This window comes from Aminobacter sp. MET-1 (assembly GCF_026521175.1).
Taxonomy (GTDB): domain Bacteria; phylum Pseudomonadota; class Alphaproteobacteria; order Rhizobiales; family Rhizobiaceae; genus Aminobacter.
The window spans coordinates 218265-239499 of sequence record NZ_JAMSHL010000004.1; the positions used below are offsets into that span (position 1 = coordinate 218265).

Genomic DNA, 21235 nt, shown 5'->3' on the forward strand with positions numbered 1-21235 from the left:
CGCGTTCGGTGGGCGCTCGATGAACCATGTCAAACTTCAGCCCTACTAAGTGCCGATAGAACCGTCCAACTGGAATGAGAGAGTTACCGGCATGAACGATGACATTCGCACCCCGACCCGCCGGCGCCTGCTTGGCCTGGCGGCTGCGATCGCGCTGACCGCAACCCCGCTGATCGCGCTTCAGGCCCCGGCCCAGGCACAGGCAACCGACGCTGCGCAGCGCATCGCCGACCATTTCTCCAGCGTGCGCTCGATGTCTGGCGAGTTCGTCCAGTTCGGCCCGCGCGGCGAGCAGACCGGCGGCAAGTTCTTCCTCGAACGCCCCGGCAAGATCCGCTTCAACTACGAGGCGCCGTCGAACTTCAAGGTGATCTCGGACGGCCAGTCCGTCGTCATCCTGAACTCGAAGATGCGCACCTCCGACCTCTATCCGCTGTCGAAGACGCCGCTGAAGCTTCTGCTCGACGACCGCATCGATCTCAGCGGCAACAAGGTGAAGAGCGTCACCGAGGAGGACGACCTGACGACCATCAAGCTTTCCGACAAGCAGGTGTTCGGCAATTCGACCATCACCATGATGTTCGATCCCAAGTCCTACGACCTGCGCCAGTGGACGATCACCGATACTCAAGGCAAGGACACCACCGTCATGGTGTTCAACGTCAAGGTGGGCGGCTCCTTCCCGGCCGACACGTTCAAGATCGACTACAAGCTCAACCGCGAGCTCAACGCCCGCAAGAGCAACGACTGAGAAGCCGGCTCCGTCCAGCCGGTCATCTGATGCGGCTGGGTGCGTTGTCGGGCTCTTGCCTCGAACCTGCGCGCCTTAGTTGTGGACAGCGGCGCCGATGGTGCCGCTTTTGCCATCGCGACTTGTCACGGCCATCTGGCGCTGTCAGGTTCCGCGCCGAAGTCAGCCGGAACCTGCCATGCCCTTCTCCATCGCCACCTGGAATATCAACTCCGTGCGCCTGCGCATGCCGCTGGTCGAGCGCCTGCTGCTTGAGCGAGCACCCGATGTCCTGTGCCTGCAGGAGACCAAATGTCCCGACGACCAGTTTCCGTCGGCGGGATTCCGCAAGCTTGGCTACGAGCACATCGCCTTCCACGGCCAGAAGGGCTATCACGGCGTGGCGACGGTGGCGCGGCGGCCGCTGGAGATCGTGGAGAAGCGCCGCTTCTGCGAGATCGACGACAGCCGCCACCTGTCGGTGCGGTTCGACGCCGGCGGCAAGAAGGTGACGTTGCATAATTTCTACGTGCCTGCCGGCGGCGACGAGCCCGACACTGAAATCAATCCGAAGTTCCGCCACAAACTCGACTTCGTCGCCGAGATGAACGCCATCCGCGCAGCGCATGACGATGGCTCGGCCTCGGTGCTGGTCGGCGACCTCAACATCGCGCCGCTGGAACATGACGTGTGGTCGCACAAGCAGTTGCTCAACGTCGTCAGCCACACGCCTGTGGAGACCGAAAACTTCGAAGCGATGCGCAAGGCCGGCGAGTGGGTCGACCTGATGCGCCTCAACGTGCCGGACGATGAGAAGATTTACACGTGGTGGAGCTATCGCGCCAAGGACTGGGAAATCTCCAACCGCGGCCGCCGCCTCGACCATGTCTGGTCTTCGCCCAACCTCGCGCCAAGCCTCGCCGGCATCGAAATCCTGCGCGAGGCGCGCGGCTGGGAACGGCCGTCGGATCATGTGCCCGTGATCGCGCGGTTCGACCTGGACTGACGGATTCAGGTGAGGCTACTCCGACTGGCTGACTATCCCGTGCGCACAGCCATTGCGATGGCAAGACAGCGAGCAATCTCCGCGTCACGCCAAGACATTCCAGACCTGAACGCGGTGCGGCCGGGCGCTACTTGCCGAACCTGGGCGCCATGCTCTCGATGCGCGCGATCATGTCCTGGAGGTCTTCGAGGATATGCTGGTGCAGGCTGGCGGCGACCTCGGGGTATTCCTCGAGGATGCGGTGGAACATCTTGCGGTTCAGGCGGATGATTTCCGAATCGACCTCGGCGGCGGCACTGGTAAGGCGGCGGGTGTCGGCGATGAGGGCCAGTTCACCAAGCATGGCGCCGGCGCCGGCCGAGCCCATGTCGGCGCGCACGCCTTCGATCTCGCGGTAGAGCGCGATGCGTCCCGAGATGACGACATAGGCCGAATCGGCCTCGTCGTCCTCGCGATAGAGCTTGCGTTCGGCGGGGAGATGGATGTTCTCCGCGCCGAAGGCCAGCAAACGCAGCTGTTCTTGGGTGAAGCCCTCGAACAGCCTCACGCCGGACAGGATGCGGATGTCATCATCCAGCGCCATTATGTCCCCGACTTCTCAGACCGGCTCCCCTCCCAATCGTTTGCCGGCGGCCCCGCTGCGCCGGTAAAAAAGCCGATCAGGGAACCAGCTTGTATCCGCCGCTTTCTGTCACAAGAATTTCCGCATTGGAAGGATCGCGCTCGATCTTCTGGCGAAGCCTGTAGACATGTGTTTCGAGCGTATGGGTGGTGACGCCCGAATTGTAGCCCCAGACCTCTTCGAGAAGGACGTCGCGGGTGACCACTTTCTGGTCGGCGCGGTAGAGATATTTGATGATCGAGGCCTCTTTCTCGGTCAACCGGACCTTGCCGCCGCGCGCGTCGATGAGCAGCTTCTGGCTCGGCTTGAACGTATAGGGGCCGACGGAGAAGGTGGCGTCTTCGCTCTGCTCGTGCTGGCGCAGCTGGGCGCGGATGCGGGCGAGCAGGACGGCGAAGCGGAACGGCTTGGTGACATAGTCGTTGGCACCCGCCTCGAGGCCGAGGATCGTGTCCGAATCAGTGTCGTGGCCGGTGAGCATGATGATGGGGGCCTTGTAGCCGCCCTTGCGCAGGATCTTTACCGCCTCGCGCCCATCCATGTCGGGCAGGCCGACATCCATGATGAGCAGATCGATCAGGCCGCCGCGCGCCGTGGCGACGCCCTTGGCGGCGCTCGCCTCCTCAAGGACTTCGAACTCCTCGTAGAGCGCCAGCTGCTCGACCAGCGTGCTGCGCAGATCGTCGTCATCGTCGACGATGAGGATGGTGCGTGAGGTCATGGATCAATCCGTGTTTAAAATCAGTATTCTGTTGACCGTAGACTATGGATGCGGAAGCTGATCGCCACAACCGTCGACGGGGTGATTTGTTCCGCCTGCGATCATACAAGAAAATTCGAAGGCGCAATTGGGGCGGGCGAGATTTTGCGACAAGGCATTTCCACGATAATTGTGCGGGCCAAGCCCGGTTGTGCGACCAAGGGGCTCTTGCAGGCGGGCAACCAGGTGTTTCCCTGCGCGCTCGGGCGCGGCGGCATCACCTCAAACAAGCGCGAAGGCGATGGCGGCACGCCGCTGGGGACGATGCGTTTGCTTTCGGGTTACTTCCGCAACGACCATTTTCGTGGACGCGGCACGCGATTGGCGATGAGCCCGATCGATGCGGACCTCGGCTGGTGCGAGGTGCCCGATGACCGCAACTACAACAGGCCGGTGAAGATACCCTATGGCGCCAGCCATGAGCGGATGAAGCGCGATGACCGCCTTTATGACGCCTGCATCGTGCTCGACTGGAACATCAGGCCACGCCGGCGCGGGCGCGGCAGCGCCATTTTCTTTCATCTGGCGCGGCCCGGCTTCACGCCGACACAAGGCTGCGTGGCGGTGACCGACAAGGTCATGGCGCGGCTGTTGCCGCTCCTGTCCAGCCGGACAGTGCTGAAGGTGGTTCGCTAGAGCAGACCCGGAGTGCCAAAAAAAGCGGCCCGAAGATCCCAGGGGATCGTCGGGCCTTAGGTACTGCTTCCAATGTAGCAGTGGGAGATGCGGAGTAAGGTCGGCTCAGCGGCGCGTGGGGCGGCGCGGCTGCTGCCAGCCAATGTCGAGCAGGCCAAGATGGCCGAGTTCGGCGTCGACCGCCTTGGCAATGTCTTTCCGGGCAATGCCGGTGTCGCGGAGGTAGTGCTCGGACAGCTCGGCCGCATCCTGCGCGGGCACGTTGAGGGCTGCCTTCATTTGGCGAAACCAATCGAAAACCTGATGCAGTCGTGCCGGCTGGGCATAGGTGGCTTTCAGGATATCGGTCGTCATGGTCATTTCCGTTCGTCCGGATATCAAATCCGGTTTGACATTGTTTCAACTGGTCCCATGATGGAGCGCGGAAAGACAAAAGAGAAACGAGTAGTTCTTTCTCGATCATCAAGTTTGGTTTGAAGATCCTGCGATGCGTTCGATGCCTGGGACACGTGCGCTGAGGACACTTGAGGCTGCCGGCCGGCACCTCAATTTCACGCGCGCCGCCGACGAGCTGGGGCTGACGCCGGCGGCCGTCAGCCATCAGATCAAGGAAATAGAGGACCAGCTCGGCGTGGTGCTGTTCACCCGCACAAGCCGTAGCATCAGGCTGACGGAGGCGGGTGCTGCACTCTGCGACGCAGCGGCAGATGCCATTGACGTGCTCAATCGGGCCGTGTCGAGGGCGCGAAAGCTGACGCGCGGCACGGCGTTGCTGAAGGTGACGCTCGATGCGCAGTTCGCTTCGAAATGGCTGATGCGGCGCATCGACGGCTTCCGCAAGCTGCATCCCGATATCGAACTGCGCTTCGACATCAGCTACGACGTGCGCGACTTCGACCTCGACGACGTCGATGTCGGCATTCGCTTCGGCACGGGCAAATATCCGGGGCTGGGTGCCGACCGGCTGTTCGACAACATGATCATTCCGGTGTGCAGCCCCAGGCTGCTGCGCTCGGGGCCGCCGCTGCGTGTGCCGCGCGACCTGTTCCACCACACGCTGGTGCATATCGAATGGTCACAGCAGGGCGTGACCTGGCCGAACTGGCGCATGTGGATGGCGGCGGCCGGTGTCGACGACTTCGACGACAGCCGCTCGGTCGTGTTCACCACCTCGTCGGATGCGGTGCAGGCGGCGATCGACGGCAGTGCCGTGGCGCTGGCCGATTTTGCCATGGTCGCCAACGACCTGTCGGAGGGGCGGCTGGTGCGGCCCTTTGACCTCGGCATCCGGGTGTCGCGTGAGTTCGCCTATTTCCTGGTCTATCCCAAGGCAACGGCAGACGATCCGCGCATCGCGGCGTTCAGGGCCTGGATCCTGGACGAGGCGGAGAAGACGCAGGCTTGAAGAAGCAGATCCTTGGGCTCTCGCGTTCCTTCGCCCCCCACAAGGGGGAGATCAGCAGCTTCGTCCTTGCCGCTCATCCTTCCAAGTTTCGCTTCACCGGCCCGAGATGACGGAGGCAGCGTCAGGCGAAGCGCCAGACGGTGGTGCGCTTGACTTCGGCGTCTTCGAGGGCGCGGGTGACCGACACCTCGTAGGTCGCGAGCTTCTGCAGCCGGTCCTTGGGAAGGTAGGCGCGGCCGGGGTCGCCGACGAGGACCTCGGCGCCGCGGGCCCGCAGCGCTTCGAACCATGGCACGAGGCGGTCGGCGAACGGTTTTTCGTAGAAGACGTCACCGGCGAGCACGACGTCCCAGCCGTCGTCATGGCCGACGAGGTCGGAGCCTTCGAAACCGACCACAACGTTGTTGGCCTTGGCGTTGAGGCGGATGGCCGCTTCGCAGAACGGATCTATGTCGGCGCCGATGACGGAGGCCGCACCCGCCTTCATCGCCGATATGGCAACAAGGCCTGAGCCCGAGGCGAAGTCGAGGACGCGTTTGCCGGCCGTCGTTTCAGGGTGATCGAGCACATAACGCGCCAACCCCTGGCCGCCGGCCCAGGCGAAGGCCCAGAAGGGCGGCGGCAAGCCGATTTCGGACAGCTCTTCCTCGGTGCGGTGCCAGAGGTCATGCGCCTCGTCGGCGAGGCGCAGCGAAATCTCGGGCACATGAGGCGGCTGCATCAGCGCCGTGTTGGCAAAGATGAAGCTTTCCGCGCTTTCGGGCGTCAGACGGGCAGAGAGAGCAGCGGTCACGGTGCCTTGGCGAGCCCGGCCATGCGGCAGACTTCCCGCCATTCGTCAGGCGTGACCGGCTGGACGGACAGGCGCATCGAGGTGACCAGCGCCATCTTTTCCAGGGCCGGGTTGGCCTTGACGTCGGCTAAGGTGACCGGCTTCGGGATTTCGCTGTGGTAGCGGATGTCGACGCATTCCCAGCGCGGGTCTTCTGTTGTGGTGTCGTGATGGGCGAGCGCGCAGACCTCGGCGATGCCAACGACCTCCAGGCCTTCATTGGAATGGTAGAAAAAGCCGAGGTCGCCGATCTGCATGGCGCGCATGTTGTTGCGGGCGAGGTAGTTGCGCACGCCGTCCCACTGGGTGCCGTCTTTACCCTTGGCCTTCAGCATCTCGAAGGAGAATTTGAACGGCTCGGATTTGAACAGCCAGTATTTCTTCTCGCTCATGTCGTCCCCTCGATGTGCCGATCAGGCGCTGGCCGGGTTGTTGAACACCCAGTTCCATGGGCGGATGTCGACACTGTCGAACAGGCCGGCCTTGGCGTAAGGATCGGTGTCGGCGATCGCCTTGGCCGCCGCTGCGTCAGCCGCCTCGATGACCACCAGGCTGCCGTCCGGCTTGCCGTCTGCGTCGAGGAAGGGGCCAGCGAACTTCAGCGTGCCCTTGGCGTTGAGGTCGTTGAGAAAGGCGACATGATCAGGGCGCGCGTCGAGGCGGACCTGGAGATGACCAGGCTTGTCCTTGCAGATCAGTGCGAAAAGCATCGTTGTCCCTCTATGGCTGAATTTCAGTCGGCTTCGGCACGCAGCGGGCGGGTCATCAGCCCGGCGACGGCCTCGTTGATGGTGATGGCATTGTCGAGCAGGGCAGCGACGGCCTCGATGATCGGCGCGTCAAGGCCTCGCTCGCGGGCGATGCGGGCGGCGATGTAGGCGGTAGCGACGCCCTCGGCGAGCGGACGGCCGGAAAGCTCCTCGCCTTTGCCGAGCGCCACGCCATAGGCGAAGTTGCGCGACTGCACCGACGAGCAGGTCAGCATCAGGTCGCCGAGGCCGGACAGGCCCATCAGCGTTTCGGGCCGGGCGCCGAAGGCAGCACCGATGCGGCGCAGTTCGACGAAGCCACGGGTGACGAGCGCTGCCTGCGCCGAGGCGCCGAGGCCGGCACCTGTCACGGCGCCCGCGGCAATGGCAAAGACGTTCTTCAATGCGCCACCGATCTCGACGCCGATGAGGTCGTCGGAAGAATAGCACCGCAGGTTGGCGGCGGAAAAGCGCAGGGCGAGCGCCGAGGCGCGGGCCTCGTCCTCAGCTGCGACGACGACTGCCGTGGGCAGGCCGCGCGAGACGTCGGTGGCGAAGCTCGGGCCGGAAAGGGCGGCTACCGGGTTCTGCGGCAGGGTCTCGGCGGCAATGTCTGACAGAAGTCGGCCCGTGTCGCGTTCGATGCCCTTGGCGCACAACACAAGCGGGACATGAACGGCGACATGCGGCTTGGCCTCCGACAGCACGCTGCGCAGGGCCTGTGCCGGGGTGACGACCAGAACACAGTCGGCACCGGCGAGGGCGGTTGCCAGGTCGGTGGTGGCGACTATGCCTGTTTCGAAGCTGATGTTGGGCAGGTAGCGCGGGTTCTGGCCCTTGGCTATGGCCGCAACGCTGTCGGCATCGCGGGCCCATAGCGAGACGGCATGGCCGGCGCGCAGCATGGCGAGTGCCAGGGCCGTACCCCAGGCGCCGCCGCCAAGAACCGTGACCTTGTATGTGCTCATGCCTTGGCTCCTCGTCTGCCGGAGCCGACGACAGGGGCCGACACGCTGTCCAGCGGCCAGCGCGAGCGCGGCACGAAATCGAATGCGTCTTGCTCGACAAGATCGGCGCGCAGCCGCTCGATGCCAGCCCAGGCGATCATTGCGGCGTTGTCGGTGCACAGCGCCATGGGCGGTGCGATGAAGGCAAAGCCGTTCTTGGCGCAGAGTGTTTCAAGCCGGGTACGGATCTGCTTGTTGGCGGCGACGCCACCGGCAACCACGAGTGCCGGGGCAGCAACGCCGGGGAATTCGTCACGGAAGCGGGCCAACGCGCGCTTGACGCGGTCGCCGAGCGTGTCGGTTACGGCGGCCTGGAAGGAGGCACAGATGTCGGCGACGTCCTGGTCGCTGAGCGGCGCGACAGATGTCGCTGCCTGGCGCACAGCCGTCTTCAGCCCCGAGAAGGAGAAATCGGGCTGGGCCGAGCCCTTCATCGGGCGCGGAAAGACAAAGCGGCTGGCGTCGCCCGAGGCTGCCGCCATCTCGACATTGGGGCCGCCGGGATAGGGCAGGGCCAGCATCTTGGCGGTCTTGTCGAAAGCCTCGCCGAGCGCATCGTCGATGGTGGTGGCCCAGCGCTGGTAGTCGCCGACGCCGCGCACCAGCACGATCTGGGTGTGGCCGCCGGAAACGAGAAGCAAAAGATAGGGAAATTCGAGCCCGTCGGTCAGCCGCGCCGTCAGCGCATGGCCTTCGAGATGGTTGATGGCGATCAGCGGCTTGCCGGCTGCGGCAGCCACGGCCTTGGCGGTCATCAGACCGACGATCAGGCCGCCGACGAGGCCGGGGCCGGCAGTGGCGGCGACAGCGTCGATGTCAGCAAGCGAAACGCCGGAATCCTCGAGTGCTGCCTCGACGATGCCGTCGAGCGCCTCGACATGGGCGCGGGCCGCGATCTCGGGCACGACGCCGCCGAATGCCGCGTGTTCCTCGATCTGGCTGAGCACCGTGCTCGACAGGATCACCGGCGCCTTGCCCGGTTCGAGCGCAACGACGCTGGCCGCGGTTTCGTCGCAGCTTGTCTCGATGCCAAGAACACGGATCAATTGGTCGCTACCCTGCATGATTGCCCGGTGGTAATTTCCTAGATAGGAGGTACGGAACCGCCCCGCCAGCGCGGGGTTATCACGGACCGGGCGTCATGCAAACCAGAGCCTTGAAAATCGGAACCCGCGGCAGTCCGCTTGCCCTTGCGCAGGCGCAGGAGACGCGTGCGCGGCTGATGGCGGCGCATGGCTTGCCGGAAGAGGCGTTCGAGATCGTGGCGATTTCGACCAGCGGCGACCGCATCCAGGACCGCCCGCTGTCGCTGGCCGGCGGGAAGGGGCTGTTCACCAAGGAACTGGAAGAGGCGATCTATGCCGGTGAGGTCGATTTTGCCGTGCATTCGTCCAAGGACATGCCGACGCAGCTGCCCGACGGGCTCGAGCTTTCGGCTTTCCTGCCGCGCGAGGATGTGCGCGATGCCTTCATCGGCCGCGCAGCAAAGAAGATCATGGACCTGCCCGATGGTGCTGTCGTCGGCTCGTCGTCGCTGAGGCGCCAGGCACTGATCCGCCGCATGCGGCCGGACCTTGAGGTGGTGATGTTCCGCGGCAACGTGCAGACCCGGCTGAGGAAGCTGGACGAGGGCGTTGCCGAGGGTACGATCCTTGCCCATGCCGGCCTGCGCCGGCTCGGGCTGGCCGACATCATCACCGACCTGATGCCGGTGGACCAGTTTCCGCCGGCGCCGGGGCAGGGCGCGATCTGCATCGAAAGCCGCATTGGCGACGCACGCGTGCGCGACATGCTCGATGCGATCGACCACAAGCCGACAGGGCAGGCGCTGGCCTGCGAGCGGGCGTTCCTCGCCGCACTCGACGGTTCCTGCCGCACGCCGATTGCCGGCTACGCCGAGATCGAGGGCGACAGGCTGTCCTTCTCCGGGCTGATCCTGACGCCCGACGGCACGCAATGGCATGAAGCGAAAGCCGAAGGGCGCGCTGCCGACGGTGCTGAGATCGGCCGCAAAGCCGGCGAAGAGGTCAGGGCACGCGCCGGAGAGCAGTTCTTCGAGGGGTGGAGCTAGATGGCACGCCGCGTACTGGTGACGAGGCCGGATCCCGGCGCCACCCGTACCGCGCGGCGCCTCGAAACGCTCGGCTTCGAGCCGGTGCTTCTGCCGCTTTCCGAAACGCGTCCCGTGCCTGTGGCGCGTGATATCGTTCCGATCAATGCAACTGCGGTTGCCGTTACCAGTTCCAACGCGCTGCGCCATGCGCCCAGCGGCCTGGTCGAGCGTCTCAGCCACCTGACCTGCCATGCGGTGGGCGCCAAGACCGCTGACAGCGCCCGCCAGGCCGGCTTCACCTCGGTCAGGGAAGGCCCAGGTGATGCGGCAGCGCTTGCCGACCAGGTGGCACGCCAGCTCGGCAAGGCGACGCTGGCCTATCTCTGCGGCCGGGTGCGGATGCCGGAATTCGAACGTCGCCTCGAAGTGGGTGGCGTGCGGGTGATATCGATCGAAACCTATGACACCGTGGCGCTGACGCCCGACCCGGGGCTTGTCCGCCACAGGCTGGGCGGGCAGCCGGTCGATGCAGTGCTCGTCTATTCGGCGCGGGCAGCGGCAGCCTATGGCGAATTGCTTGCGGCCCATGTCGAGGCCGACATGCTGATGCGCCGGGCGCGCTGCCTGTGCCTGTCGGGGCGGATCGCTGCGGCCATGGGCGAGGGGCTCAACATCGAAGTGGCGCTCGATCCCAACGAAGACGCGCTGCTGGCACTTCTCGGCGATCCCGATTGACTGTGCCTTATGCTGGCCTTTTTTCGAAGGCCGGTGGATGTTACTGATTTTTATCTTCGACCCCGCAATGGTCGCGGGACTGTGCCAACGAAAATCGCGGAGCCCCAAGCATGGTCAAGACGCCGAAGACGCGCCATTCGAAATCGCACCGCGAGCCGGTGACAATCGAGCTCGAGCCGGGCGCCGTCTCGCGCGTCGAAGAGGCCAATGCTTCTGCTGACAGCGGCGCAGAAAACGTTGCCGCCACTGTTGGCGACGAGGCCGTGACCGAAGCCCCGACTGAGGCCGCTGCATCTGAGGCGAAAGCCGAGGCCGCCCCTGTCTACGACTACAGTTTCGAAAACACTAAGCCGGCGAATGAGCCGAAAGCCGAGGCCAAGGCTTCCGCCCCATCGAGCGCTGCCGGCAACGGTTCCAGGGCATCGAGCTCCGCGCCGAAAAACGCGCCGGCGCGCCAGCCGACATCGGGCCTGCTGCCCGGCCTGGCCGGAGGTCTTGCCGCATTGGTGATTGCCGGCGGGCTGCAATATGCCGGTATTCTGGGCGCGCCGTCGTCGGGCGCCGACGACAACGGGCAAACGCAGGCCGAAATCGCATCGCTGAGATCGCAGATCGCCGACCTCGCCGCGGCGCGCAATGGCGGCGACGACGCGGGGCGGATGGAGGGCCTGTCGAGCGAGATCGCCCAGATGAAATCGGAGGTCGAGGCACTCAAGTCCGCCGGCAGCAAGGCTGGAGCACCCGAAGCGCTTGCCGGTCTCGACCAGCGCATCAAGGATGTCGAGGCGGCGGTGACGTCGCTTGGGCAGGGTGGTGGCGCCGCAGGCGAGATCGCGGCGCTGAACGACAAGGTCGGCGCGCTCGATACGGCATTGAAAGCCGCCGGCGAGACGGCAACCGCCGATGACGGCAAGATCGCCTCGCTGGAGCAATCGGTGTCGCAGCTGACGTCAAAAGTCGATGCGCAGGCGTCGCAGCCGAAGATCGCGCTGGCGATCGCGGCTTCGGCGCTCAAGTCGGCTGTCGACAGGGGCGGCGCGTTCAAGGCGGAACTTGAGACCTTTGCGGCGATTTCGCCCGAGGCGCCGGAGCTTGCGACGCTGCGCGCCCATGCCGAAAAGGGCGTTGCGACGCGTGCCGACATCGTCGCCGAGACGGACGCTGCGGCCAATGCGATGATCGCGGCGGCCAAGCCCGTCAACCCCGATGCCGGCATCGTCGAGCGACTGGTGTCGAGCGCCGAATCGTTGGTCAAGGTTCGGCCGATCGGCGCCGTGGAAGGGCCAGGCGTGCCGGAAACGGTGGCACGCATGGAGTTCGCCGTGAGCCAGGGCGATCTCGCCAAGGCGCTCGCCGAATACGAGACCTTGCCGGAGCCGGCCAAGGCAGGGGGCGCTGAATTCGCCGCCAAGCTCCAGGCGCGGCTGGAGGTGGAGGCGCTTGTCGACCAGCTCGTCGCCGGCGCGATGAAGGCGTGAGGCGCACCAGATGATCCGCATCCTGTTCTATCTTGCCGTCGTCTTCCTGCTCGGGCTGGGCTTTGCCTGGCTCGCCGACCGTCCAGGCGAAATGGTGGTGACCTTCAGCGGCTATCAGTACCAGGTCAGCCTGATGGTGGCGGCGGTGACCGTAACTGCGATCGTGGCTGCGGTGATGCTGCTGTGGTGGCTGACCAAGTCGATCTGGAACAGCCCCTATGCGATCGCCCGGCATTTTCGCGCCCGCCGGCGTGACCGCGGCTACCAGGCGCTGTCGACCGGCATGATCGCCGCCGGCGCCGGTGACGCGGCACTTGCCCGCAAGAAGAACAAGGAAGCAGCCAAGCTGATCCGCTCCGACCAGGAGCCGCTGATCCATCTGCTCGAGGCGCAGGCGTCGCTGCTTGAAGGCGACCATGACGCGGCACGGCAGAAATTCGAGGCTATGCTCGACGACCCCGAGATGCGTCTGCTCGGCCTGCGCGGCCTTTATCTCGAGGCAGAGCGGCTGGGCGACCGTGCCGCAGCCCGCCATTATGCCGGACGCGCGGCAGGCCACGCACCGCAGCTGGCCTGGGCAGCGGATGCGACGCTCGAGGAAAAGGCCGAACGCGGCGATTGGGACGGCGCGCTGGCGCTGATCGAGGCGCAGAAGTCGTCGCGGCAGGTCGAGCGCCACATCGCCAACAACAAGCGCGCGGTGCTGTTGACCGCCAAGGCTATGTCGCTGGGCGACAGCGATGCCAATGCGACGCGCACGGCGGCACTGGAAGCCAACAGGCTGCGGCCCGAATTCGGACCGGCGGCGATGGTGGCGGCCAAGGCGCTGTACCGCCAGAACGACGTGCGCAAGGGCTCGAAGGTGCTTGAGGCCGCGTGGAAGGCCGAACCTCTGCCCGAGATCGCTGATCTTTATGTTCACGGTCGGGCGGGAGATGCGGTGCTCGACCGGTTGGCTCGGGCCAAAAAATTGCAGTCGCTGCGGCAGAACCATCCGGAATCGTCGCTCGCCGTGGCGCGCGCGGCGCTGGAAGCGCAGGACTACAAGCTGGCGCGTTCCGAGGCTGAAGCCGCCGCACGGATGCAGCCGCGTGAAGGCGCCTATCTATTGCTCGCCGACATCGAGGAGGCGGAGACCGGCAACCAGGGCAAGGTGCGGCAGTGGCTTGGCAAGGCGGTGCGTGCGCCGCGCGATCCGGCCTGGGTTGCCGATGGCGTCGTGTCCGAACGCTGGGCGCCGTTCTCGCCTGTGACCGGACGCCTCGACGCTTTCGAGTGGAAGGCGCCGGAAGAGCGGCTTGGCCACCTGATCGAGCAGGACGAGGAGCCGGCCGAGCGGGTGTCGATCCCCAGCATCCCGGCAGCCCAGCCGGCGGGCGACGACATTGTCGAGGTGGAGCCCGAAACGGAGAGCACACCGACGCCGCCGCAAGTGGCCAAGGCCGACGCCGCCGATGACGGTGCGGCGGACCTCAAGGCTGAGAAGGCAGGCGAGGGCGACGCAGAAGATCTCTCCGAGCCTATCCGCCTGCCCGACGATCCCGGCGTCGACCCCGATGAGGCGCGCGACAAGGGCCGCTTCCGGTTGTTTTGACGGCCGTCGCTGCCTAAATCCACGGCAACAAACAGGATTTGCCGATGTTCGAACGCATGATCTCCTTCCTCAAGGACCTGCCATCCGCAGGCGCCAGACACACCCGAGAAGACGATGTGCGTGTTGCCGCGGCGGCACTGCTCTACCATGTCATGGATGCCGACGGCGAGCGCCAGGACATCGAGTGGGAGCGGCTGAAGCAGTTGCTGGCGCAGGCCTACGGTCTTTCGGGGGCCGAACTCGAGCGCCTGGTGAAGGCCGGCGAGCAGGCCGACAACGAGGCTATCGACCTCTATGCCTTCACCAGCGTGCTGAAGCGCAATCTCGACGAACAGGCGCGCAAGGACTTCATCGGCATGATGTGGGAACTGGTCTATGCCGACGGCGACGTGCGCGAGATGGAGGACAACACCATCTGGCGGGTAGCGGAACTGATCGGCGTCGAAAGCCGCGACCGCATCGAGGCCAAGCGCAGGGTGGCGGGCAAGGCGGCTCATCCGGCCGCCAGCGACGACTAGGCCCGTCATGCCGGGGACAGCGCGGCCCAGGATACTGGTGGTTCTGCACCAGGAGCATTCGAGCGCAGGCCGCGTCGGCCATGTGCTGATCGAAAACGGCTTCGACCTCGATATCCGCCGGCCTCCGCTGGGTGATCCGCTTCCCGAAACACTCGATCGACATGCTGGTGCTGTTGTCTTCGGCGGGCCGATGAGCGCCAACGACCATGACGAGTTCGTGCGCCGCGAGACCGAATGGCTGGCAGTGCCGCTCAGGGAGAACCGGCCGTTTCTCGGCATTTGTCTCGGCGCGCAGATGCTGGTCAACCATCTCGGCGGCAAGGTCGAGGGTCATGGCGATGGGCTGGTGGAGATCGGCTGGTATCCGATCAAGGCGACCGAAGAGGGTCGCAAGCTGATGCATTGGCCCGAGATGGTCTACCAGTTCCATCGCGAGGGCTTTTCATTGCCGGGCGATGCCGTGCTGCTGGCGTCCTCGGACAGCTATCCAAACCAGGCGTTTCGTTATGGCGACAACGCCTGGGGCATCCAGTTCCACGCCGAGTTGACGCGGGTGATGATGCAGCGCTGGGTGGTGCGCGGCGCGGAGCGCTTCGTGCTGCCGGGGGCTCAGCCGGGCCGCGACCATCTTGGCGGACGGCTGATCTGGGACATGCATCTCAAGCGTTGGCTGGACGAATTCCTGCAGGTCGTTTTCAGCCGGCCGGCCAAGGCGCGCCGCTGATTCTTTTCCCTGCCGCACGCGTACGCGCTCTCCGCGAGTTACTTCTTGCCGTCGCGCGTTTCGATTTCCGTCTGTTGCGTGTCGATGGCTGATGTCTGGACCTTGGTGTTCTGGCCGGCGCCGATCATCCAGCGTCCGTTCTCCTTGACCAGCACATAAAGCGGCGCTCCTTCGAGGTCGCCTTCGATCGGCGTGCCGTCCTTGTGCACCGGGCGCTGGCGCACGTTCACGGCCGCCACGTTGGGGCTGAGCATGGTGATGTTGGCGATATCGTAGCGGGCATACTGGTCGCCGAGATCAGGGGTGAGCACCTTGCGGGTAAAGGCGGCGATCTCGTCCTTGCTGGAGAAGCGCCGGCCGAAGGCGGTGACCCAGACCGCATCGGACCGGAACAGCGCCAGGAAATCGTCGGCGGAGCGTTCGTTCTGGGCGCGCTCGACCAGCGCAATCAGCTTGCTGATCTCAGCGAGATCGGTGTCGTCGATCCTTATCATGTCATCCCCCAACAGGCGATTGACGCGCTTCCGGGCGCAACAATCGTGCGGGGCGAAGGCAGTGCAGGCCCCGCTTCTGTAGGTGAATGTATGAATGCCGGCGCCAATTGCAACGCCGGCTTACTGTCGGATGCCGGAAAACTCAGACGCGGCCGTCGAGCCGCCTGACCTTGCGCAGTTGCGGGAAGGCCCAGCACCAGATGCCGGCGACCGCGACAGCGCCGACGCCGCCGATAACCACCGCGGGCACCGTGCCGATCAGGGCGGCCATGGTGCCGGCGCGGAACTCGCCGAGCTCGTTGGAAGCGCCGACGAAGACACCGTTGACGGCATTGACGCGGCCACGGACACGGTCGGGCGTCCACAGCTGGATCAGCGTTTCCCTGATGTAGACGCTGACCATGTCGGTGGCGCCGAGCAGCGCAAGGGCCGTGATGGACACCCAAGGGATGGTCGAAATGCCGAAGACGGCGGTGCAGATGCCAAACAGGGCGACGAAGAACAGCATGACCATGCCGGCATGGTCGCGGATCGGATGGCCGGCCAGCCAGACGGCAACGACAATGGCGCCGACGGCCGGCGCGGCGCGCAGCAGGCCAAGGCCCCAGGGGCCGAGATCAAGGATGTCGCGGGCATAGACCGGCAGCAGGGCGACCGCGCCCGACAGAAGCACGGCGAACAGGTCGAGCGAGATGGCGCCGAGCACGATCTTTTCGCCCCAGATGTAGCGGAAGCCGGCAAACAGCGTTTCGACAGTCGGTTTGGCGCTTTCGCTGCGCTGAGCGGGCTTGGGGATCGAGAAGATCAGGATGGTCGAGGCCAGCATGACCACGGTCGCGGTGCCATAGGCAGCCTCGGCCGAGATGCCGTAGAGCAGGCCGCCGGCAACCGGGCCGACGATGGTGGCGGTCTGCCAGGCCGACGAATTCCAGGCGACTGCGTTGGCAAAGACCTCTGCTGGCACGAGATTGGCCACCAGCGATGCCGATGCAGGGCCGAAGAAGGCGCGGGCGATGCCGAACATGGCAAGCACCAGGAATATAGGAGCAGGGCTGGCGAGACCGTGCAGCGCGAGCATGAGCAGGGCCGCAGCGCAGCCTGCCTCGACAAGTGCGGCGAGGCCCATGACCAGGCGGCGGCCGAAACGGTCGGCGACAACGCCGGTGACAAGCACCAGCAGTAGCGCCGGAGCAAACTGGATGACGCCGACCATGCCGAGGTCGAACGGATTGCGCGTCAGATCGTAGATCTGCCAGCCAACGCCGACGGAGACAATCTGGGTCGAGAAGGTGGCAAGGAAGCGCGCGATCCAGAAGCGCGAGAAGGCGCTGTGGCGGAAGGCGGCGAAGCGCTCCTGCGGCGCTTGGGCAGGTTGGGAGGTCATCGATCCGGAAGCTGTTGCGACGCCGGCGATCGACCGGCGTCGGTGCCATAGCGCAGATTCAGGCACAGCGCGCGCCCAAATCGCCTTGGATCAATCAATTCCGTGCAGCGTCAGAGCCTGATGCCCGTCTTGACGAGCCCGCGGGTGATGGAGCCCGTGGTCGGCAGAAGCGGGATCAGGCAGGCTTGCAAAGCGTGGTAGATATCAGGCTTGCCATAGAACGGGCCGGCATTGGGCTTGAGGTCGTTGTCGAGCTGGGCGTGCCAGCCGCCGTTGCGGCGGTCGATGAAGCGGGTGGCGCAGAAGTTCCAGACACGGCGGTACCACTCCTCATATTCGGGAGCGCCGTCGATGGCGTTGAGCACGCTCGCCGCCCCTATGGCCTCGCAGCATGGCCACCAGTAGCGGTCGCGGATGCGGGCTGAGCCATCCCATTCGAGCGTGTAGTAGAAGCCTCCCCTGGCCGCGTCCCAGCCGTCCGATGTCGCCTGGGCGAACAGGTTCTTCGCCGCGTCGGGCAGCCAGCCGAGCTTGCGCCCACCAAGCTCCCAGAGCTGCAGCAGTAGCCGCGCCCACTCCAGCGAATGGCCCGGCGTGGTGCCGAAGGGACGGAACATCGGGTCACCGGAATAGTCGCGGTCGAGTTGCCAGTCCGAGGTGAAATGCTCGGGCAGGCGCCAGCCGGCGGTGGCCGCATGCTTTGATATGATGAGGTCGGCGATGCGCTCGGCCATGGCGAGGTAGTTGGCGTCGCCAGTGGCTTCGAAAGCGGCCATCAGCGCCTCGGTCAGGTGCATGTTGGAGTTCTGGCCGCGATATGTGTCGTAGGACTTCCAGTCGGCGGTGAATTCCTCCGCCACAGCGCCATGCGCCTGTTCCCAGAATTTCTCTGACAACACGGTCGAGATGTCGGTCAGCAGACGGTCGGCATCCGGGTGCCCGGCGACCTTGGCGCTGGAGGCGGCAAGCAGCACGAAGGCATGGCCATAGGCCTGCTTGGTGTCGTTGGACGGTCCTTCGTAGCCGACGCCCCAGAAATAGCCGCCATTGGCCTGGTCGCGATGACCGTTCCAGAGAAAGTCCATGCCGTGGTCGACAAGCGCATCAGCGCCGGGGCGGCCCATCAGATGGGCGATGGCGAAGCAATGGACCATGCGTGTCGTGACATGGATCTGGCGGCCGGCATGCTTGCCGGGCACGGCGCCTGCCGCAAAGGGACGGCCATGGTCGTCAAGCTCGTAGAACCCGCCGAGCGGATTGAGGCTTGCGCGCTCGAAGAAGGAAAACAGGGCTTCCGCCTGTTGCAGCAGCCACAGGCGGTGGGTCTGCAGCGTCGTCCACTTCGCCGCGCCGGGCTGAAATTGCAGTGAAGCCATGATCGTGTCCTTGCCTGATCCCCGGGCGCGCTTCATCGCAACGCGCCATATGCGACGTAAGCCGTTCCCGGCCCTCCGCTCAACTGGAAAACGCTGGGCGTGCGGATTTGGGTTTCGGTGGGCGCGCTTAACCTATCGCCTTGGTCATCACGCCGTCGCCGACCAACCGTTCTTTGAGCATCTCGATGAAGCCAAGCACGGGCCGGGACAACTGGGTGTCGCGCAGGGTGGCGATGCCGTAGTCGTTCCACAGCGGCGGCGAGAAGGGGCGCATGACGACGCGGTCGGATTTGAGCAGGTTGCCGATCAGCGCCGGGATGATCGAAACACCGATGCCTTCGGCGACCATCGCCACGCTCGATTCGACCGAATGTGTCTCGACACGGCAGCGCACCGTCCCCTGGGCGCGGCGCAGCCTTTCCTCGATGTCCTCGCGGCTTGACCGCAAGCGACCGAGCAGCACGAGGTCGGTTCGCGACAGATCGTCGGCACTGACGGCATCCTGCTCGGAGAGCGGGTGGCCAACGGGCAGGGCACAGAGCTGGCCGCTCGAAACCAGCGGCATGGTCTGCAGCCCGCGATCCTCCGTCGGCAGCCGGACGAAACCGAAGTCGACAGTGCGGCCCATGACAGCGCGCTCGATGGCGTCATAGGGTCCTGCCACGAGTTCTATGCTCACCTCGGTCTGCATGGCGAGGAAATCGCGGACCAACGCGGGCAGCAAGGTGGTCGTCAGCGAATGAGGAAAGCCCATCTTGATCAGCGTCTTGCCCGACCAGCCGGCGCTGAGTTCGTCGGTGCGGCGCTTAAGGCGGGCGAGCACGTCGGACAATTCGCCGACTTCCTGCAGCAGGGCGGCGGCCTCGGGCTTGGGGATCAGTCGGCCTTTTTCGCGGCGGAACAGCTCCAGCCCGATCTCCTCTTCGAGGCTGGTGAGCTGGCGGCTGATCGCCGATTGCGACAGGCTGAGCACGCCCGACGCGCCGATGGTCGAGCCGGTCTGCATGACCGCCCGGAAGACTTCGAGCTGACGCAGGTTCATCCGCCCGCCTCTGAAGCGGGCAGGCCGATCACCGCGCCAAACGCTGCTTTCGCATCGGGCAATGCACAAAACTCATAAGATTGCGCCTCTGTCGACGTCACTGCTAACTCGATCCTCAAATGGCAGCCGGCCGAACCGGCGCAGCGAGGAGAACACTCTTTTGCCACCCAAGCCAAGCCCTTGCGGGCGAGCCAGGCCGGACGGCCGCGCACGATGACCGTCTTCATCATCCGTCGGGTCGTACAAAGCCTGCTCGTGCTGTTGGCGACCTCGGTTCTTGTCTTCATCGGCATCTACGCCATCGGCAACCCGATTGACATCATGATCCCCGCCGATGCCAGCGCCGCCGAGCGCGACGCGGCGATCCAGGCGCTTGGCCTCGACCGACCGCTGATCGTGCAATACTGGTCCTTCCTGGTCGATGCGCTGCATGGCGATCTCGGCCGCTCCTTCGTCTTCAACCAGCCGGCTGTCGGCCTGATCTTTCAGCGCCTGCCCGCCACGCTGGAGTTGGCCTTCGTGGCTCTCGCCATTGCGCTCATCCTTGGCATCCCGCTTGGCCTGATCGCCGGCCTCAGGCCGAAGTCGGTCACCGACGAAACCATCATGACCGGCTCGATCCTTGGCTTCAGCCTGCCCAACTTCTGGCAGGGCATGATGCTGATCATGATCTTCTCGGTCTGGCTCGGTTGGCTGCCGTCGTCTGGACGCGGCGAGACCGGCGAAATCTTCGGCATCACCACGAGCCTCGCCAGCCTCGACGGCCTCAAGCACCTGATCCTGCCGGCAACGAACCTTGCGCTGTTCAAGCTTTCACTCGTGATCCGCCTGACGCGCACCGGCGTGCGCGAGACGATGCCGCTCGATTTCATCAAATTCGCCCGCGCCAAGGGCCTGTCTGAGCGCCGCATCATCTTTGTCCATGTGATGAAGAACATCATGATCCCTATCGTGACGGTGGTCGGCATGGAGTTTGGCTCGGTCATCGCCTTTGCGGTGGTGACGGAAACCATCTTTGCGTGGCCGGGCATCGGCAAGCTGCTGATCGATTCCATTACCGTTCTCGACCGGCCCGTGGTCGTGGCCTACCTGCTGGTGGTCGTGACGATGTTCATCCTCATCAATCTTGTCGTCGACATCGTCTATTCGATCCTCGATCCCCGGATACGTCTGGGAGACGGCCAATGATCACATCCGCTCTCAAGCTCAACGACAGCCAGGCATTCTGGGCGCGCTCGCTGCGCGGCATTCTGGAGAGTCCCAAGGCCACGGTCGGCCTGGTGGCCTGCCTGTTCCTTATTCTTGCGGCTGTCTTCGGCCCCTATCTGGTGCCGCAGAACCCCTACGATCTGACGGCAATCGACTTTTTCGACGCGCGGCTGCCGCCGATGTCGCAAAGCATGAACGGCACGCTCTACCTGCTCGGCACCGACGGCCAAGGCCGCGACATGCTGTCGGCCATGGTCTACGGTCTCAGGACGTCGATGGGCGTCGGCCTGTTCGCAGGCGTCGTAGCTCTTGCCGTCGGCACCGCGCTCGGCCTCGCCGCGGCCTACTTTGGCGGGCGCATCGACACGCTCATCATGCGACTGGTCGACTTGATGCTGGGCTTTCCCACCATCCTCGTCGCGCTGATGCTTTTGGCGTTGCTTGGGCAAGGCGTATGGAAAGTCGTGCTGGCGCTGGTCATCGTGCAGTGGGCGCAGTTTGCCCGTGCCGTGCGCGCCGCTGCCCTGGTCGAACGCGGCAAGGAATATGTCGAAGCGGCAGCCTCGCTCGGCCTTTCCAGGCCTCGCATCCTGTTCGGCCACATGCTGCCCAACTGCCTGCCGCCGATCATCGTCATCGGTACGCTGCAGATCGCCAACGCCATCTCGGCGGAGGCAACGCTGTCTTTCCTCGGCATCGGCCTGCCGATCACCGAGCCGTCGCTCGGCTTGCTGATCGCCAATGGCTACCAGACGCTGCTGTCGGGCCAGTACTGGATTTCGGTCTATCCGGGCCTTCTGCTGCTCTCGCTCGTCTTCAGCATCAACATCGTCGGCGACCGGCTGCGCGAAGTGCTCAACCCTCGTCTGTCGGAGCGCTGA

General features: G+C 65.0%; 25 protein-coding genes. 12 read left to right on the top strand and 13 right to left on the bottom strand.

The features are described from left to right. Positions 1–91 precede the first annotated feature (91 nt). Together NDO48_RS07910 and xth are read left to right on the top strand one after the other, a co-directional pair. The gene (locus tag NDO48_RS07910; RefSeq protein WP_018430288.1) at positions 92–751 is read left to right on the top strand and encodes an outer membrane lipoprotein carrier protein LolA; all 660 of its coding nucleotides are present in this window, start codon (positions 92–94) and stop codon (positions 749–751) included. A gap of 178 nt (positions 752–929) precedes the next feature. After that, positions 930–1736: an exodeoxyribonuclease III gene (xth, locus tag NDO48_RS07915; protein WP_018430287.1), complete on the top strand. Its 807-nt coding sequence runs from the start codon at positions 930–932 to the stop codon at positions 1734–1736. 127 nt (positions 1737–1863) lie between these two features. On the opposite strand, the gene NDO48_RS07920 is transcribed toward xth, so the two are convergent. Together NDO48_RS07920 and NDO48_RS07925 are read right to left on the bottom strand one after the other, a co-directional pair. Next, positions 1864–2319: a Crp/Fnr family transcriptional regulator gene (locus NDO48_RS07920; RefSeq protein ID WP_018430286.1), complete on the bottom strand. Its 456-nt coding sequence runs from the start codon at positions 2317–2319 to the stop codon at positions 1864–1866. A 76-nt stretch (positions 2320–2395) separates the two neighbouring features. Further along, positions 2396–3079 (bottom strand): response regulator transcription factor, encoded by a 684-nt coding sequence (locus tag NDO48_RS07925; RefSeq protein WP_018430285.1) that lies wholly within the window; start codon positions 3077–3079, stop codon positions 2396–2398. Between the two features lie 171 nt (positions 3080–3250). On the opposite strand from NDO48_RS07925, the gene NDO48_RS07930 reads away from it, so the two are divergent. Then, positions 3251–3754, top strand: coding sequence for a L,D-transpeptidase family protein (locus NDO48_RS07930; RefSeq protein WP_026227657.1), 504 nt, complete (start codon positions 3251–3253; stop codon positions 3752–3754). A gap of 105 nt (positions 3755–3859) precedes the next feature. Here the strand turns inward: NDO48_RS07930 and NDO48_RS07935 are convergent, their stop codons facing one another. After that, positions 3860–4108, bottom strand: a complete 249-nt coding sequence (locus NDO48_RS07935; RefSeq protein WP_040457101.1) for a hypothetical protein — start codon at positions 4106–4108, stop codon at positions 3860–3862. Positions 4109–4241: 133 nt separating this feature from the next. Here NDO48_RS07935 and gcvA point away from each other — a divergent pair, with 133 nt between their 5' ends. After that, entirely contained in the window at positions 4242–5159 is a 918-nt protein-coding gene (gene gcvA, locus NDO48_RS07940; RefSeq protein ID WP_018430282.1) for a transcriptional regulator GcvA, read from the top strand. 121 nt (positions 5160–5280) lie between these two features. Here gcvA and NDO48_RS07945 read toward each other — a convergent pair whose 3' ends face one another. The 5 genes from NDO48_RS07945 to tsaD all read right to left on the bottom strand — a co-directional run bounded on the left by NDO48_RS07945 (position 5281) and on the right by tsaD (position 8790). Continuing rightward, positions 5281–5880, bottom strand: coding sequence for a class I SAM-dependent methyltransferase (locus tag NDO48_RS07945; protein ID WP_267321332.1), 600 nt, complete (start codon positions 5878–5880; stop codon positions 5281–5283). A 68-nt stretch (positions 5881–5948) separates the two neighbouring features. Beyond that, positions 5949–6383, bottom strand: a complete 435-nt coding sequence (locus tag NDO48_RS07950) for an EVE domain-containing protein (protein ID WP_018430280.1) — start codon at positions 6381–6383, stop codon at positions 5949–5951. A gap of 21 nt (positions 6384–6404) precedes the next feature. After that, the gene (locus NDO48_RS07955) at positions 6405–6701 is read right to left on the bottom strand and encodes a YciI-like protein (protein ID WP_018430279.1); all 297 of its coding nucleotides are present in this window, start codon (positions 6699–6701) and stop codon (positions 6405–6407) included. 23 nt (positions 6702–6724) lie between these two features. Continuing rightward, a complete protein-coding gene (locus tag NDO48_RS07960) occupies positions 6725–7708 on the bottom strand; it encodes an NAD(P)H-dependent glycerol-3-phosphate dehydrogenase (RefSeq protein WP_267321267.1) in 984 nt (327 codons plus the stop codon). Continuing rightward, a complete protein-coding gene (gene tsaD, locus NDO48_RS07965; protein WP_198292914.1) occupies positions 7705–8790 on the bottom strand; it encodes a tRNA (adenosine(37)-N6)-threonylcarbamoyltransferase complex transferase subunit TsaD in 1086 nt (361 codons plus the stop codon). The genes NDO48_RS07960 and tsaD overlap by 4 nt, the downstream gene beginning before the upstream one ends. A 98-nt stretch (positions 8791–8888) precedes the next feature. Between tsaD and hemC the strand changes: the two genes are divergently transcribed. The 6 genes from hemC to NDO48_RS07995 all read left to right on the top strand — a co-directional run bounded on the left by hemC (position 8889) and on the right by NDO48_RS07995 (position 14849). After that, positions 8889–9818 (top strand): hydroxymethylbilane synthase, encoded by a 930-nt coding sequence (hemC, locus tag NDO48_RS07970; RefSeq protein WP_026227654.1) that lies wholly within the window; start codon positions 8889–8891, stop codon positions 9816–9818. Then, positions 9819–10535 (top strand): uroporphyrinogen-III synthase, encoded by a 717-nt coding sequence (locus NDO48_RS07975; RefSeq protein WP_018430275.1) that lies wholly within the window; start codon positions 9819–9821, stop codon positions 10533–10535. It abuts the gene before it with no gap. Positions 10536–10645: 110 nt separating this feature from the next. Next, positions 10646–12013, top strand: coding sequence for a COG4223 family protein (locus tag NDO48_RS07980; RefSeq protein ID WP_018430274.1), 1368 nt, complete (start codon positions 10646–10648; stop codon positions 12011–12013). 10 nt (positions 12014–12023) lie between these two features. Further along, positions 12024–13607: a heme biosynthesis protein HemY gene (locus NDO48_RS07985; protein ID WP_018430273.1), complete on the top strand. Its 1584-nt coding sequence runs from the start codon at positions 12024–12026 to the stop codon at positions 13605–13607. A gap of 44 nt (positions 13608–13651) precedes the next feature. After that, entirely contained in the window at positions 13652–14125 is a 474-nt protein-coding gene (locus tag NDO48_RS07990; RefSeq protein WP_018430272.1) for a TerB family tellurite resistance protein, read from the top strand. Positions 14126–14132: 7 nt separating this feature from the next. Then, positions 14133–14849, top strand: a complete 717-nt coding sequence (locus NDO48_RS07995; protein WP_026227653.1) for a glutamine amidotransferase — start codon at positions 14133–14135, stop codon at positions 14847–14849. Positions 14850–14887: 38 nt separating this feature from the next. Here NDO48_RS07995 and NDO48_RS08000 read toward each other — a convergent pair whose 3' ends face one another. The 5 genes from NDO48_RS08000 to NDO48_RS08020 all read right to left on the bottom strand — a co-directional run bounded on the left by NDO48_RS08000 (position 14888) and on the right by NDO48_RS08020 (position 19375). Then, positions 14888–15343, bottom strand: a complete 456-nt coding sequence (locus NDO48_RS08000; protein ID WP_018430270.1) for an SgcJ/EcaC family oxidoreductase — start codon at positions 15341–15343, stop codon at positions 14888–14890. Positions 15344–15485: 142 nt separating this feature from the next. Next, on the bottom strand, positions 15486–16727 hold the full coding sequence (locus NDO48_RS08005; RefSeq protein WP_018430269.1) for an MFS transporter: 1242 nt from the start codon (positions 16725–16727) through the stop codon (positions 15486–15488). 110 nt (positions 16728–16837) lie between these two features. After that, complete coding sequence (locus NDO48_RS08010) at positions 16838–18103, bottom strand: AGE family epimerase/isomerase (protein WP_040457096.1); 1266 nt, start codon at positions 18101–18103, stop codon at positions 16838–16840. A gap of 127 nt (positions 18104–18230) precedes the next feature. Further along, entirely contained in the window at positions 18231–19145 is a 915-nt protein-coding gene (locus tag NDO48_RS08015; protein ID WP_018430267.1) for a LysR family transcriptional regulator, read from the bottom strand. Further along, entirely contained in the window at positions 19142–19375 is a 234-nt protein-coding gene (locus tag NDO48_RS08020) for a hypothetical protein (protein ID WP_157632821.1), read from the bottom strand. Before NDO48_RS08020 ends, NDO48_RS08015 begins: the two co-directional genes overlap by 4 nt. Between NDO48_RS08020 and NDO48_RS08025 the strand changes: the two genes are divergently transcribed. Continuing rightward, a complete protein-coding gene (locus NDO48_RS08025) occupies positions 19359–20333 on the top strand; it encodes an ABC transporter permease (protein ID WP_018430266.1) in 975 nt (324 codons plus the stop codon). The genes NDO48_RS08020 and NDO48_RS08025 overlap by 17 nt on opposite strands. After that, the gene (locus NDO48_RS08030) at positions 20330–21235 is read left to right on the top strand and encodes an ABC transporter permease (RefSeq protein ID WP_018430265.1); all 906 of its coding nucleotides are present in this window, start codon (positions 20330–20332) and stop codon (positions 21233–21235) included. Before NDO48_RS08025 ends, NDO48_RS08030 begins: the two co-directional genes overlap by 4 nt.